This window comes from Arthrobacter sp. Soil736, assembly GCF_001428005.1.
Lineage (GTDB): Bacteria > Actinomycetota > Actinomycetes > Actinomycetales > Micrococcaceae > Arthrobacter.
The window spans coordinates 238,124-252,161 of record NZ_LMSB01000045.1 but is presented as its reverse complement, the minus strand read 5'-3'; the positions used below and the strand labels follow the sequence as shown (position 1 = coordinate 252,161).

Genomic DNA, 14,038 nt, shown 5'->3' with positions numbered 1-14,038 from the left:
GGCCATCACATTGTGGCGTCCGCCTCATGTCTAATTTGTCACATCACCGGCTCTGCGGAGCCGCCCTCAGGGCCGCGACTCCATGGACTGCAGCATGGCCTGGACCAGGGATTCCTGCAGCCAGGTGGTGAAGTTGTACACGAGGGCCAGGTAGCTTTCCACGTCCTCCGCCTGTGACCAGTCCTGCATCTGGTGGACGTGGTCGGCGTCGGCCTCGTCCTGGATGTCCAGGCGTTCGGCGAGCACAAGGCGGACATCGTTGAGCGCCATGGACCAGTGCCTGGCGTCGGCGGCAGCCAGGACAAGTTCGTCCTTGTCCAGGTCCAGCGAGGCGGCGCGGAGCGCGCCGATCTTGGTCTCCCGCAGGGAGCGTTCGGTGAGCTGCCGGAACTCCAGCGAGGCGGCGCCGTCGTCCTTCATGACGTTGGGCAGCAGCCTCCGGAGGGCGCGGTCCGAGGGCTCGCGGACGTCCATGTCGAGCCCGATCAGCGCGGCGAGCGGATCCTGGCTGCCGCTGTCTCCGGGCTCAAGCATCGAAACGACGTCGTCGAAGAGGCTGCGCAGGAGTTCCCGTTCGGCCGGCTCCAGGAATCCGGTAATGCCCTTGAGTCCGTATTTGAAAGCCTTAGCCACGTTTCCCCTTGCCCTTGCCCGGGCCGCCGCTTTTGCCGCCCCCGCTGTTTCCGCCGGTGGCCTTCTCGACCGTTGCCCACAGGCCGTAGCCGTGCATCGCGACGGCGTGCTGTTCCACCTGTTCCTTGCTGCCGTGGGCAACAATGGACCGGCCCTTCTTGTGGACCTCCATCATGAGCTTGTTGGCTTTGGTCTCCGAATAGCCGAAATAGCTCTGGAAAACGTAGCTGACATAGCTCATGAGATTGACGGGATCATTCCAGATCACGAGGTTCCAGGGGATGTCCGGGGCCGTCAGGGTGTCGGTGGACGCCGCTGTTCCGGTCTGGGTGCTCTCCCGGGTGTCAGGGCCGAGCGCAACGCTTAGGGTCATCTGTCCATTCTATGGGGATGCGCACTAGAGTGATTTTGTGAGTACCTCCGCCGGCTGGGACCAGCCACGCACGTCCCTGTTCACCGATCACTACGAGCTGACCATGCTGCAGGCAGCGCTCCATTCCGGCGCTGCGCACCGCAAGTCGGTGTTCGAAGCCTTCGCGCGCAGGCTCCCTGATGGCCGCCGTTACGGCATCGTGGGCGGCACCGGCCGGCTCCTGGACGGCATTGCGGCATTCCGGTTCGGCGACGCCGAACTCGAGTTCCTGGGACGCACCGGCGTGGTCAACAAGGAGACGCTGGAATATCTGGCCGACTTCCGCTTTACCGGCGACATCTGGGGCTACGCCGAAGGCGAGGCCTACTTCCCCAACTCCCCCGTCCTGATCGTCGAGTCGACGTTCGCGGAGGCCTGCATCCTGGAGACCTACGTGCTGTCCGTGCTCAACCACGACAGCGCCATCGCTTCGGCCGCGTCCCGGATGATCACCGCCGCCGGCAACCGGCCCTGCATCGAGATGGGCTCGCGGCGGACCCAGGAGGAATCGGCCACGGCAGCCGCCCGCGCCGCCGTCATCGCAGGGTTCGCCAGCACCTCCAACCTCGAGGCCGGCCTCCGCTACGGAATCAAAACCGTGGGCACCGCGGCCCACTCCTTCACGCTCCTGCACGACACCGAACGCGACGCCTTTGGGGCGCAGGTCGCCTCCCTGGGCGCCGGCACCTCGCTGCTCGTGGACACGTACGACGTCGAAACGGCCGTCCGTACAGCCGTGGAGATCGCCGGGGACAAGTTGGGTGCCGTCCGGCTGGACTCGGGTGACCTCGTGGAGCAGGCCCAGTGGGTGCGGCGCCTGCTGGACGAGCTGGGCAACGAGAACACTAGGATCATGGTCACCTCGGATCTGGACGAGTTCGCCATTGCGGCGCTCCAGTCCGCTCCCGTCGATGCCTACGGCGTGGGCACATCCCTCGTGACGGGCTCCGGGGCGCCCACCGCGAGCATGGTCTATAAGCTGGTCAGCCGCACCGATGACGCCGGGGAATTCGTGTCCGTGGCAAAGACGGCCAAGGACAAGATCAGCAAGGGCGGACGGAAATACGCCCTCCGCAGGCTCAACGAGCACGGCACGGCGACCCACGAAATCGTCGGGGTTGGCCACCGCCCGGTTGACGACGGCGATGACCGCCCCCTGCTTCAACAGTTCATCAAGAACGGAGAGCTGCTGCCGGGCTGGACAGGCCACGAGGGCGTGCTTCGCGCCCGCCAGCGCCATGCCGACTCAATGGCCGAGCTGCCGGCGGTCGTCCACCGCCTGCAGCGCGGTGAACCGGCCATCCCCACCATCTACGAGGAGAACTGATGTCACGTGCACTGATCATTGTCGACGTCCAGAACGACTTCTGCGAAGGCGGCGCGCTGCCGGTCGAGGGCGGTGCGGCGGTGGCGGGCGCAATCAGCGAGTATGTCGAGGCGCACCACGGGCAGTTCGATCACATCGTGGCCACCCAGGACTGGCACATCGATCCCGGCGCCCACTTCTCGGAGACCCCGGACTTCAAGGACAGCTGGCCGCCGCACTGCGTCGCAGGATCGCAGGGGGCGGAGCTGCATCCGGACCTCGACACCGAACACATCCAGGCCTATTTCCACAAGGGCCTCCACACCGCCGCCTACTCCGGATTTGAAGGTCTGCTGGCGCCCGAGGATGCGGTACCCACCGGGGACCGGAAACCCGGCTCCCTGCCGTCGGCCGGGGACCCGGAATACGCTCCCGAGGAAGACTCCATCGGGCTGGATGACTGGCTCCAAAGCCATGATGTCGAGGACGTCGTGGTGGTGGGGCTCGCCACCGACCACTGCGTCATGGCAACCTCCCTCGACGCGGTGCAGGCCGGCTACTCCGTCACCGTGATCAAGCGCCTGACGGCCGGAATAGCCGAAGACCTTGATGACACGTATGCCGAAATGGAACTGGGCGGCGTCGACCTCGAGTAGTCGAACTGCAGCAGCAGGACAAGCGGGTAGCGAACCGGCAGGTAGCAGGAAAGGCGGGGTCGTCTGAGGCGGCCCCGCCTTTCCTGCTTTGAATGCTTTCCGGCCTACTTCCGGCCGACGAACCAGTCCTGGAGTTTCTTCAGCCGGGACTGGAGCTGCTCTTCGTTCGCCTGCGCCACGGGGGGGCCGCCGCAGACCGTCCTCAGCTTCGTGTGCACCACGCCGTGCGGCGTCCCCGTCCGCGCCGACCATGCGGCCACGTTCTTGGCCAGTTCATTGCGCAGCTCCATCAGCATCCGGTGGTCCGGGACTGCCGGGGCCGCAGGCGCGGCCGCCGGTGCCTGGCGTTTCTTGCGGCTCTGCTGCTCGTGCTGGCGCTGGCGCAGCAGGGTGCCCACCTGCTCCGCATCCAAGAGGCCTGGAATACCGAGGAAGTCCAGTTCGTCCTCGGAACCGATGTCACCACCGGTGCCGAACTCACCGCCGTCAAACAGCACACGGTCGAAGGACGCCTGGGAGTCCAGCGCCTCGAACTTGCCCTTGGTCAGGCTGTCCGAGGCCTTGTCCTCCCGGTTGGCTTCGTCCATCAGTGAGTCTTCCGGATTGAAGAGGCCGTCCCCGTCCTCGTTCTCCGGACGGTCCAGCGCATGGTCGCGCTCGGCTTCCATGGAGTTGGCCAGCGCCATCAACTGGGGAACCGAGGGCAGGAACACCGAGGCGGTCTCGCCCCGCTTCCGGGCACGCACAAAGCGGCCCACGGCCTGGGCGAAGAACAGCGGCGTGGACGTCGACGTCGCGTACACGCCGACGGACAGCCGCGGAACGTCCACGCCTTCGGACACCATGCGGACGGCCACCATCCAGCGCTTGTCGCTGGCCGTGAATTCCTCGATCTTGCTCGAGGCCTTGGCATCATCGGAAAGGATCACCGTCGGCGATTCACCGGTGATCCTCTTCAGCTGCCCCGCGTACGCCCTGGCGTCGTCGTGATCCGTTGCGATCACCAGGCCGCCGGCATCGGGAACGGAGCGCCGGACTTCACTGAGGCGTTTGTCCGCGCCGGCCAGCACTGCGGGAATCCATTCGCCCGTGGGGTTCAGGGCTGTCCGCCACGCCTGGGACGTGACGTCCTTGGTGACTGCCGCCTCTCCCAGGGAAGCGGCCATCTCCTCGCCCCCGCTGGTCCGCCAGCGCATCTGCCCCGAGTACGCCATGAACATGACGGGCCGCACCACGTGGTCACGCAGGGCGCTGCCGTAGCCGTAGGTGTAATCCGCCTTTGAACGCCTGATGCCGTCCCTGTCCTCCGCGTACTCCACGAACGGGATGGGCGAGGTGTCCGAGCGGAAGGGCGTACCCGTCAGGGACAGCCGCCGCGCAGCCGGATCGAAAGCCTCGCGGAGTCCGTCGCCCCACGACAGGGCCTCGCCGCCGTGGTGGATTTCGTCGAGAATCACCAGCGTGCGGGCGGCTTCGGTCTTTGCCCGGTGCAGCATCGGCTTGCTGGCCACCTGTGCGTACGTCACGGCGACGCCGATGAACCCGCGCCCGTGCTGGCCGTCGGAATTCTTGAAGTTCGGATCGATGGCGATGCCTACGCGCGCCGCGGCGTCAGCCCACTGCCGCTTGAGGTGGTCGGTCGGGGCGACGATCGTCACCCGGTTGACCGTGCCGGCCTCGATGAGCATGGACGCCACCCGCAGCGCAAAAGTCGTCTTGCCGGCGCCGGGCGTCGCCACGGCCATGAAGTCGCGCGGGCCGGTGCTGAAGTAACGGTCCAGGGCCTCCTGCTGCCAGGCGCGCAGCTTCGGGGCGGTTCCCCAGGCTGCACGTTCCGGATAAGCCGGAGGCAGGGTGGGTCCGCCGAAGAGTGTCTCCGTCACTACTTGTTGTTGCCTGAGTCCCCGCCGGACCCCTTGCCGCCGTCATTTCCGGGCCGCAGGCCGTCATAGACCTCTTTGCACATGGGACACACGGGGAACTTCTGGGGATCCCGCCCCGGCGTCCACACCTTGCCGCACAGCGCAATGACCGGCTCTCCGGAGAGCGCGGACTCCATGATCTTTTCCTTGCGGACGTAGTGCGAAAAGCGCTCGCGGTCGCCGGGCTCCACTTCCTGGCGCAGTTCCTCGCGCTCAATGGTTGCGGTGGACGATCCGGCTCCGGAAAGCTCACGCATGGGGTCGTTGTCGAGAGGATCCGTCATGCTAGTCATGCCATCCATCTTAGCTGTTCCGGGCAGCGGGCACCGGACGTCGGGACATGCCGGAGTGGCCCGCGTCCGGCCGTGCCCCGGGCGCTACAGGCCCTGCCAGGCCGGTTTGTGGTCGTGCGTGTGGCGGTAGTAGTCGGCGAGTTTCAGCGACGACGCCGCGGCTTCGTCCACGAGGATGCTGGCATGGGGGTGAAGCTGAAGGACCGATGCCGGGCAGATCGCGGCCACGGGCCCTTCCACGAGATCATGGACGGCCTGCGCCTTTTGGGCGCCGGTGGCCACGAGGACCGCATGGCGCGAGTCCAGGATGGTGCCCAGCCCCTGCGTCACCACATGATGGGGCACCTCATCGAGGCTGCGGAAAAAACGCGCGTTGTCCCGGCGTGTCTGTTCGATGAGCGACTTGATGCGCGTGCGCGACGCGAGGGAGGACCCGGGCTCGTTGAAGCCGATGTGCCCGTCCGTGCCGAGGCCCAGAAGCTGCAGGTCCACACCGCCGCGCGCCCGGATGGCATCCTCGTACGCCCGGCAGGCGGCCGGAATGTCCTCGGCATTGCCGTCGGGTCCGCGGACGTTTTGCGGGTCAAAGTTGACGCGGCTCGTGAAGTCGCGGCGGATGACTTCGCTGTATGACTCGGGATGGCCCGGCTCCAGCCCTACGTACTCGTCCAGGGTAAATCCGTACGCCCTGCTGAAATCCAGCCCCCCGCGTTCGTGGCGCCGGGCCAGTTCGTCGTAGACGGGAAGGGGCGACGAGCCCGTGGCGAGGCCCAGCACGGCGTCGGGCTTGCGCCGCAGCAGGCTTTCAACGGCATCCGCCGCCAGGGCGGCGATCTGTCGGATGCCCGGAAGGATGACGACCTCCATGGTCCACGGCCTTTCCTTGTCGCGCCCTTATCTGCCTAGTCAATCACGGTCCGTACCGCCCTGGCAGGGGCTTTTACCGGTTCACCGTCAGCTGTGCCAGGAGTTCCGGTCCGCGGGCATCCAGCCAGCGCCCGCCCACCTTCACTCCCACAAGGAAGAGAACGGATCCAAGCAGCGGGCCGAGCACGAGATTGATCCAGCCAAAGGCCTGTTCCCCTGTCAGCAGCTGGGCGATCAGCAGGGCGGACTCGGGAAGGATAAGCACCAGGAGGACCCCCATTCCGCCGAACTGGACGGCCAGGGTCTGGGCCACGTTGCCGGGCGGTTTCTTGAACGGACTGTCACCGGGCAGCGGGACGGCCACCGTGTAGCGGGCAGAAACCACGGAGGCCAGTCCCAGCCCCGTCAGGAGGACCCCGACCGACAGCCCGAGGATGCCGGGCAGCTTGTCCCAGTCCCCGGTGATGAAGAACGGAACGGTTGCCAGGATCAGCACGGCGGGCAACGCGAATGCCAGGCAGGCCAGGGCCCGCCCGAGCCGGTCGTGGACGCCGCGCACTCCGGCGGCAAGGTGCAGTGCAAATGCCGTGTTGTCGTAGGACACATCGGACGAAATGGACCACGCCAGCAGGAATGCGGTCAGCGGCCCGACGATCAGCAGGACGCCAAAGTCATTCGTCTGGCTGCCCTGGAACGCGAGCACCACAGGCAGCAGCGGAATGACGACGAGTGATCCGGAATACCGGGGATCGCGGAACCAGTAAGTCAGCGAACGGGCTGTGATGGCACCGACCGGAGTGGCCGGCAACAGCGAGAAGAGCCCCATCCGTCCGCCCTTCCTGCGGCTGCTTCCCGCATAGGGCGGAGTCACCAGCGCCCGCTCGAGCAGAAGCTTCCAGCACCAGGCCAGGCCGGCCAGCGTGGCGGCGGCGATGAGCAGCTTGAGCACCGCGTGGCCGGCATATCCCGCAGCGAGGTCGCCGCCCAGCGACCATGCCGCGCCCAGGGGCGTCCAGGACAGGCTCCGGGCGAGGTCGGCCAGAAAGGCGCCCGAGCCCGACACTCCCTGGAAGATTCCTGCCATAATCGGGCCTAGCAGGACGAGCGGCACCATGAACGCCGTTCCGCTGACATCCTTGAAGCGTCGGGAGGCCGCCAGGCTTGCCGTGGCGGTGGTGACCACCTTGGACAGCACGACGCAGGTCAGCACACCCACGACGGCCCCCACCAGGGCACCCGCGGCGGGAAGGATGCCGCGCGACCAGGTGCCGACTGTTGCCAGCGCCACAAGGACGGTGGCCAGCCCCGGAATGCCGATGAGGCCGCCCAGGGCCAGTCCGGCCAGAAGCTGCGGCATGGGGACAGCCGCCGTGGTGAACCGGGCCGGGTCCAGCGTCATGTCCGCCGCGGAGGCGACCACCGGCACGATCCCCCAGCCGAGAACGGCTGCCGCACCGCTAAGCACCACCACGGTCTGGGCCACGCCGGCATCGTGCTGCCGGAGTAAGAGCAATGCCGTGACACACAAGCCGACGATCCCCAGCGCATAGAGCCCGCCGATTGCCAGACCCACCAGTTGCCAGGGACTCCGCCGCAGGCCGTTCCTCAGGAGCGCCAGCTTCAGCCTTAGGAGGTGCGCAACCATTCCAGCCCCTCTGTCTGGCTTCGGCCGCCCACCAGTTCGACGAAGCGCTCCTCCAGGCTCGCGCCGGCGCGGACCTGGTCCACCGTCCCGGCGGCGAGGAGCCGTCCGGCCGCAACCACCGCCACGTGATCGCACATCCGCTGCAACAGGTCCATGACATGGCTCGACACGATCACTGTGCCGCCCGTGGCCACGTATCTGTCCAGGATGTCCCGGATGTTGGCGGCGGAGACAGGATCCACGGATTCGAAGGGCTCATCCAGGACCAGGACTTTCGGGGCATGGATCAGTGCGGACGCGAGTGCGATCTTCTTCGTCATGCCTGCGGAATAGTCCACCACGAGCGTGCCGGCGTCCTGGCTGAGGTCAAGCGCGGCCAGAAGTTCCCCTACCCGGGAAGCCACAACGTCCTTGTCCATGCCGCGCAGCAGCCCGGCATAGGTGACAAGTTGTTCGCCGCTGAGCCTGTCGAAGAGGCGCACGCCGTCGGGCAGGATCCCCATCAGCTTTTTGGCCTCCAGCGGCCGGGCCCAGACGTCCACCCCGTGCACCACCGCCGTGCCGAAATCCGGCCGCAGGAGCCCCGTGGCCATGGATAGCGTGGTGGTTTTGCCGGCACCGTTGGGGCCGACGATTCCGAAGAACGAACCTGCCGGGACCTCCAGGCTGATTCCGTCCACGGCGATCTTGCTGCCGAAGCGCTTGGCGAGGCCCCTGATCGACAGGGCCGTAACGGGAAGGGTCATGAACTCACCCTAAGCCGCGCACCCTCCAATGGGGATCCTCCAGAAGGAGTAGAAGAGGGATGACCGCGGGCGGTCAGAACGCGTGGCGCGGAACCGCCCGCTCGTACTGGGGAGCCCAGCGCAGGTCGTGGCCCAGCTCGAAGGCCGCCCGGAGCCACCAGTGCGGATCCCGGAGGGCGGCCCGGGCGATGAAGACGCCGTCGGCCTGGCCGGTGGCCACCACGTGCTCTGCCTGGCCGGGCGATGTCAGCAACCCGACGGTCCCCGTGGCGATGCCTGTTTCACGCCGGATGCGTGCGGCGAATCCGGTCTGGTAACCCGGCCCGGGCTGGATCCGCTGGTGTGCCACGGCTCCGCCGCTCGAAACGTCGATGAGGTCGACGCCGTGTTCGGCGGCCTGCGACGCCAGGTGCACCGAGTCCTCGATGCCGATTCCGCCCTCGGCCCAGTCAGTGGCGGAGATCCTCAGCAGCAGCGGCATGGAATCGGGGATCACTTTCCGGATGGCGTCGACAACATCCAGCGTCAGCCTGTTCCGGCCGTCCGAGTCTCCGCCCCAGGCATCGGTGCGGTCGTTCACGAGCGGGCTTTGGAACTGGTGGAGGAGGTAGCCGTGGGCTCCGTGCACTTCAATAGTGTCGAAGCCTGCGTCAACGGCCCTCGCGGCGGAGGCCGCAAAGTCCGCGATGACGCCCCGGATGTCCTCCTCGGTCATGGCCGCCGGCCGCGCATAGCCGTCAAAAGCGGCGGTGCCCGGCCCGACAGTGCCCCAGCCGCCGTCGGAAGCGGGCACGGAGCCTTTGTCCCCGGAGAACGGCCAGTAGGTGGACGCCTTGCGCCCCGCGTGGGCGAGCTGGGCACCGATCTTCGTGTCTGCCACGCCGTGGCGGTGCACGAAGCTGACGATGCGTTCCCAGCCCGCCGCCTGCTCATCGTTGTAGAGACCGGCGTCGCGCGGGCTGATGCGCCCGGCGGCGTTGACGGCCGCGGCTTCTGTCAGGATGAGGGCGGCTCCGCCGGCAGCGAACGAGCCCAGATGCATCAGGTGCCAGTCGTTTGGCACTCCGGGCGCAGCGGCCGGGTCACAGCTGTACTGGCACATGGGCGAGACCCAGCCCCGGTGCTGCAGTTCCAATGACCGCAGGGCCAGGGGCCTGAAGAGCGCGGGCGTAGCCACTAAAACAGCACCCGTGCCAGAGCCTGGCGGGCCTTCGCGACGCGTTCGTCGGTTGCCCCGACGACGTCGAAGAGCTCCAGCAGGCGGATCCGCGCGGTCTCGCGCTCCGGGCCGAAATTCCTGCCGATGAAGCCGACCACCCGGTTCAGGGCATCCTCCACATGGCCGCCTGCGATGTCGAGGTCGGCAACGCCAAGCTGGGCCGTGAGGTTGTCCGGTTCGTCCGCCGCGAGTTGGCGGAGGGCGTCGCCGTCAGGCCCGGACAGCTTCTGGAGGCGATCCATGAGCTCAACCTGGGCAAGTCCGGCCTTCGCTTCGGCGTCTGCCGGCATCTCGGTGAGCGCCTGCCGGTAGGCCGCAGCGGCGGCGGCGAAATCCCCGGCCTCAATGGCATCGAAGGCCTTCTGGTGCAGCGGCGGCAAGGGAGCGGGGGCGGGCTCGCCCGGCGATCCGCCTCCAACGTTGCCGGACACGCCGTTTGCGGCGGCCACCTTGAGCAGTTCGTCAAGGAGGGCGCGGATCTGTTCTTCGTCCGCTCCGCCCTGGAACAGGGGCACGGGCTGCCCCTTGAGCACGGCCACCGCGGTGGGCACGGCCTGCACCTGGAAGGCCTGGGCCAGCTGGGGGAAGGCGTCAATGTCGGCAGCGCCAAGGACCAGCCGTCCGGCATAGCTCTGGACGATCCGCTCCAGCGCGTCCAGCACGCCGGCGGACTCCGGCGAATACGCCGCCCAAAGGGCGAACACGACCGGCACCTGCGCTGACAACTCAATGAGGTCCTGGAAGTTTCCTTCCGTGACCTCTACGCGGAGCGCGGGCCCCTCAGCGCCTGGCTGACCAGACGCCGGAGCCCCTGCCGGACCGTTTCCGGGGCCGCTTCCGGGTGCAGCCGCCGGCGGTGCAGGCCGCTGCTTGAGCGAGGAAAGATCGACGGCGCCGCGGAGGTTGAGCTGGCTGGCGGCGGCTGGGGGGACAGGACGGGATGCTGGCGAACTCATAGCTTCCACTCTAGCCACTCCCGCGTCCGCCGGAAGCACCGCGGACAGCACAGCGGACGCAGGAGGCCCCGGCCCGGGTTACCGGGCCGGGGCCTCCTGCCCGGGTCTGCTTGGAGCCGGGTTTACTTGAATTTGGCTCCGACGAGTCCCCGGGTGGCAGCCACGAGCTTCATCGGGTCCTTCGAATCAGCCGGCGGCACGTAGACGGCCATGGACTCCGCGAAGTTCAGCACCATTCCGCTGGTGGTTTCCTTGCCGCCGGCAAGGACCGCCGCGTCGCTTCCGATGGAGAGCTTGTCGCCCTCGGACTTCGGAGTGCCGTCGAAGTTGAACGTGAGGCGGCCAAGAACCAGTGCGCCGCCGTCCGCCGTCCGGAAGACCACCGTGCTTCCGGGTACCACCTTGTGGCTAAAGGAGAACTTGCCGTTGACGCCTTCCTTCACCACGTCAGCCTGGTAGGACAGGGTGTCCGCGATGTACGGCGAGGACTCCCCTTCCACGAGCTTGTCCTTGAAGGTCGAGTTGGCCTTGGTCAGGCGGTCGGCCAGTCCTGCGAGGGCTTCCTCCCCGCTGTACAGCAGCCCGGACTTGTCGTCCTTGGACAGGGTCTCGGTGCCGTTACGTTCGATCGACGGGAAGGTGGTACCCGGCTGCAGCGGAGTGGTGCCGACGAGCTTGTAGTTCTCCCGCGGGGAGCCCTGCACGAGGGTGAGCAGCTGGGGCACCACATTGCCTTCGCCCTGCGTGACCGCCAGGACAGACCGCGGCCAGGCGCGCTTGCTCGTCACGACGGTGGTCAGGAGCTTGGTGGAGCGCACCGGCATGCGCGCATCGTAGGAAGCCACCCGTGAGCGGATCTTGTAATTCTGCGTCCGGACTTCGAGCTCCGTTCCGGCGACGCGGGTTGTAAGTTTCTTGGCATCCTTGGCGGCATCGCCGGCATCGGTGGCGCTGGCAACCTGTTCCAGGATGCGGCGGAACTGGGCGTCAAGGAGCACAGGCGAATCACCGGCGGCCGGTGCCGCGGAAGGAGCGGCGCTGGACGGAGCGCCCGTGGCGGCCGGCTCCGGCGTCTGGCTGGCCTGGGCTGCCACGCCGGTACCGGCGAGGACCGCGGCCGTGGACGCTGCCACCAGAATGCTGAGCCGCGTGCCGGATCCGGTGCCGGCCTTGGCGGATGCCCTCGCAGTGGCCTTGGCACGGGCCCGCTTGGCGAACTGACTTCCCAGGTTGCGCAGCGGACCGCCCTGCCCGGGCGTCCCGTCCTTGGGCTTGAGGACGACCAGCGCAGCGCCTGCAATCATCAGGAGCCCACCGAGGACCATGAGCGGCACGGCCCACGGCGTGGACGTGTCATTGGGGAACGTCATGGAAATCGACGACGGAGCAGGCTTGGTGCCGTCGCTGGCCAGCAGCAGCGACCAGTCGCCGTCCGCCGGCGCAGACCACGTGTAGTCCATCTCACCGCTGGCGCTTTCTGTGGAAACCCAGAGATCCGATCCTGCCGGAGTGGGAGCCTTGGCTTCACCGTCGGTGCGTTCCACCTGCAGGGCTTTCTTGTCCTCCGAGAGTCCGGTGACCGTGTTGTGGGCGGTCTTGCCCACCCACGCGTCGACGTCATCCGGGCGGCCGGCGGCCAGCAGGAAACTGCCCTCACCCTTGACCTTGATGGTGACCGTGCCCCCTTCGACGGTGCGAAGTTTGTGGTCAATAACGGTCAGCGGCGCGGCTTTCGAATCAGCGGGAGCCGTGGCCGTGAAGGTCTCGGCCGGGGCCCAGATCGTCTTCTGCCCGATTCCGGCCAGCAGTGTCAGGAGGCCGAGCAGCACAAGTGCAACTGCAGTCTTGAAACGCAAAGGTATACCTATCATCAGCGGGGGGTTTGCTTTCAATAGTAACCGTTTTGTTACCAATCAGTCAGTTCGGCCCTCCGCAGCAAGCTCCAGCCACCCCCTGAACGGGCCCCCATCCGTCTATTGACAAGGCTGCTGATAGTGTTTGCGATGATCATCACATCCGGCCCGCAGCCGCGGCGCCATGGACGGAAAAGGCATCAAAAGCAGTGACTGAACAGACGGATCCGTCCACCCACGGCCCGGAAAACCTGCCCGACGCCGGCTCCCCCGAGAATCCGTCGGCACCGCAAGCGAAGGTGCCCGCAGCCAGGGCCCGCCCTGCTGCGGTCGTCGCCGTGCTGCGCCGGCTTCGCCAGCCCATCCCCGGGGCACAGCCCCGGCTCCGCTTTGAGATGCCCCCCGAGGAACTGGACAACCTCGAGCCCGGGGCCGCTGCCGGCGGGGACACGGAAACAGCCCGCTTCGGTGCCCCCGGCCCGCGCATTTCTGCGCAGCATCCCCTGTACGTCGGCTTCATGGGCACCGTCGGCGTCGGTCTTGCCCTCCTGGTCTACTGGATCGGCTCCAACACCACGCAGCTGCTCCTGTGGATTGTGGCGGCGCTTTTCATTGCCCTGGGCCTGGACCCGGTGGTGCGCTGGCTCGAAACCCGCAAGATCCCCAGGCCCGCCGGCATCCTGTTGTCCGTATCGGTGCTGATCACTGCGGTGGTGGGCTTTTTTGCCACCCTCATTCCCACGATCGTCGAGCAGGTGACGGAACTCGTCCAACAGGCGCCGGTGTGGGTCCGTGACTTCATCGACTCGGAGTTCTTCAGGTCCCTCGACAACCAATTTGGGGTTCGCGACCGCATCACCGAGGAGCTGGACAAGTTCGTCAAGAACCCCGAGGCCATGGGCGGAATCTTCGGCGGCGTGGTGGGCTTCGGCTCCACCGTCGCGAACGGCCTCTTCGGGACACTGATCGTGCTGGTGCTCAGCCTGTACTTCCTCGCAGCCCTGCCCGCCATGAAAAAGTGGGGGTACCGGCTCGCCCCGCGGTCCAGGCGGCCCCGGGTGGAGGCGCTGTCCGAGGCAATCACCCGGTCGGTGGGCAACTATGTGATCGGCCAGGCGGCTGTCGCCCTGCTGAACGCCACGTTCGCCTTCATCGTGATGTCCGTCATCGGCGTGCCTTTTGCGGTGCTTCTTGCGTTCGTGGTGGCGCTGCTCGCGTTCATTCCCCTGGTCGGCGGACTGATTGCCGGAGTGGTGGTCATCCTGATAACCCTGACCCTGGGGTGGCAGCCGGCAGTCGCGTACGCCATCTGCTACTTCGCCTACCTCCAATTTGAGGCCTACTTCATCTCGCCCCGGATCATGCAGAAGGCCGTGGCCGTCCCCGGTGCCGTGGCGGTCATCTCGGTGATCGCCGGCGGCAGCCTCCTCGGAGTCCTGGGAGCGCTGATCGCCATCCCCACCGCGGCCGCCTTCCTGCTCCTCGTCAAGGAAATCTATATCGTGCGCCAGGACAAGCACTAGCGGGAAA

The 14,038-nt window shown here is 67.1% G+C and carries 13 protein-coding genes; 3 read left to right on the top strand and 10 right to left on the bottom strand.

Annotated features, from left to right (window positions below):
* Positions 1-66 precede the first annotated feature (66 nt).
* The gene (locus tag ASG92_RS22280; protein ID WP_056633529.1) at positions 67-633 is read right to left on the bottom strand and encodes a DUF2017 domain-containing protein; all 567 of its coding nucleotides are present in this window, start codon (positions 631-633) and stop codon (positions 67-69) included.
* On the bottom strand, positions 626-1,006 hold the full coding sequence (clpS, locus tag ASG92_RS22275; protein WP_056633526.1) for an ATP-dependent Clp protease adapter ClpS: 381 nt from the start codon (positions 1,004-1,006) through the stop codon (positions 626-628). Before clpS ends, ASG92_RS22280 begins: the two co-directional genes overlap by 8 nt.
* A 37-nt stretch (positions 1,007-1,043) precedes the next feature.
* Between clpS and ASG92_RS22270 the strand changes: the two genes are divergently transcribed.
* Both ASG92_RS22270 and ASG92_RS22265 read left to right on the top strand, forming a co-directional pair.
* The gene (locus ASG92_RS22270) at positions 1,044-2,372 is read left to right on the top strand and encodes a nicotinate phosphoribosyltransferase (protein WP_240987251.1); all 1,329 of its coding nucleotides are present in this window, start codon (positions 1,044-1,046) and stop codon (positions 2,370-2,372) included.
* On the top strand, positions 2,372-3,007 hold the full coding sequence (locus ASG92_RS22265) for an isochorismatase family protein (protein ID WP_056633523.1): 636 nt from the start codon (positions 2,372-2,374) through the stop codon (positions 3,005-3,007). The genes ASG92_RS22270 and ASG92_RS22265 overlap by 1 nt, the downstream gene beginning before the upstream one ends.
* A gap of 104 nt (positions 3,008-3,111) precedes the next feature.
* Here the strand turns inward: ASG92_RS22265 and ASG92_RS22260 are convergent, their stop codons facing one another.
* From ASG92_RS22260 to ASG92_RS22225, 8 genes are all read right to left on the bottom strand, one after another.
* Positions 3,112-4,890: a DEAD/DEAH box helicase gene (locus ASG92_RS22260; protein ID WP_056633520.1), complete on the bottom strand. Its 1,779-nt coding sequence runs from the start codon at positions 4,888-4,890 to the stop codon at positions 3,112-3,114.
* The gene (locus ASG92_RS22255; RefSeq protein ID WP_056633517.1) at positions 4,890-5,231 is read right to left on the bottom strand and encodes a DUF3039 domain-containing protein; all 342 of its coding nucleotides are present in this window, start codon (positions 5,229-5,231) and stop codon (positions 4,890-4,892) included. Before ASG92_RS22255 ends, ASG92_RS22260 begins: the two co-directional genes overlap by 1 nt.
* 75 nt (positions 5,232-5,306) lie before the next feature.
* Positions 5,307-6,089 carry a glucosamine-6-phosphate deaminase gene (gene nagB, locus ASG92_RS22250; protein ID WP_056633514.1) on the bottom strand — a complete coding sequence of 261 codons (783 nt, stop codon included), beginning with the start codon at positions 6,087-6,089 and terminating at the stop codon, positions 5,307-5,309.
* 73 nt (positions 6,090-6,162) lie between these two features.
* Positions 6,163-7,734 carry a hypothetical protein gene (locus ASG92_RS22245; protein ID WP_056633511.1) on the bottom strand — a complete coding sequence of 524 codons (1,572 nt, stop codon included), beginning with the start codon at positions 7,732-7,734 and terminating at the stop codon, positions 6,163-6,165.
* On the bottom strand, positions 7,716-8,480 hold the full coding sequence (locus ASG92_RS22240; protein WP_056633508.1) for an ABC transporter ATP-binding protein: 765 nt from the start codon (positions 8,478-8,480) through the stop codon (positions 7,716-7,718). The genes ASG92_RS22245 and ASG92_RS22240 overlap by 19 nt, the downstream gene beginning before the upstream one ends.
* 73 nt (positions 8,481-8,553) lie before the next feature.
* On the bottom strand, positions 8,554-9,657 hold the full coding sequence (locus ASG92_RS22235; RefSeq protein ID WP_056633507.1) for an NADH:flavin oxidoreductase/NADH oxidase: 1,104 nt from the start codon (positions 9,655-9,657) through the stop codon (positions 8,554-8,556).
* Entirely contained in the window at positions 9,657-10,655 is a 999-nt protein-coding gene (locus tag ASG92_RS22230; protein WP_056633503.1) for a tetratricopeptide repeat protein, read from the bottom strand. The genes ASG92_RS22235 and ASG92_RS22230 overlap by 1 nt, the downstream gene beginning before the upstream one ends.
* A gap of 122 nt (positions 10,656-10,777) precedes the next feature.
* Positions 10,778-12,526: a hypothetical protein gene (locus ASG92_RS22225; protein ID WP_056633501.1), complete on the bottom strand. Its 1,749-nt coding sequence runs from the start codon at positions 12,524-12,526 to the stop codon at positions 10,778-10,780.
* Between the two features lie 191 nt (positions 12,527-12,717).
* Here ASG92_RS22225 and ASG92_RS22220 point away from each other — a divergent pair, with 191 nt between their 5' ends.
* Positions 12,718-14,031 carry an AI-2E family transporter gene (locus tag ASG92_RS22220; RefSeq protein WP_056633498.1) on the top strand — a complete coding sequence of 438 codons (1,314 nt, stop codon included), beginning with the start codon at positions 12,718-12,720 and terminating at the stop codon, positions 14,029-14,031.
* Positions 14,032-14,038 lie beyond the last annotated feature (7 nt).

Excerpts from the sequence above, each read along its gene's own strand:
- clpS (WP_056633526.1), bottom strand. The coding sequence starts at position 1,006 with ATGACCCTAAGCGTTGCGCTCGGCCCTGACACCCGGGAGAGCACCCAG.
- ASG92_RS22265 (WP_056633523.1), top strand. The coding sequence starts at position 2,372 with ATGTCACGTGCACTGATCATTGTCGACGTCCAGAACGACTTCTGCGAA.
- ASG92_RS22255 (WP_056633517.1), bottom strand. The coding sequence starts at position 5,231 with ATGGATGGCATGACTAGCATGACGGATCCTCTCGACAACGACCCCATG.
- nagB (WP_056633514.1), bottom strand. The coding sequence starts at position 6,089 with ATGGAGGTCGTCATCCTTCCGGGCATCCGACAGATCGCCGCCCTGGCG.
- ASG92_RS22245 (WP_056633511.1), bottom strand. The coding sequence starts at position 7,734 with ATGGTTGCGCACCTCCTAAGGCTGAAGCTGGCGCTCCTGAGGAACGGC.
- ASG92_RS22240 (WP_056633508.1), bottom strand. The coding sequence starts at position 8,480 with ATGACCCTTCCCGTTACGGCCCTGTCGATCAGGGGCCTCGCCAAGCGC.
- ASG92_RS22230 (WP_056633503.1), bottom strand. The coding sequence starts at position 10,655 with ATGAGTTCGCCAGCATCCCGTCCTGTCCCCCCAGCCGCCGCCAGCCAG.
- ASG92_RS22225 (WP_056633501.1), bottom strand. The coding sequence starts at position 12,526 with ATGATAGGTATACCTTTGCGTTTCAAGACTGCAGTTGCACTTGTGCTG.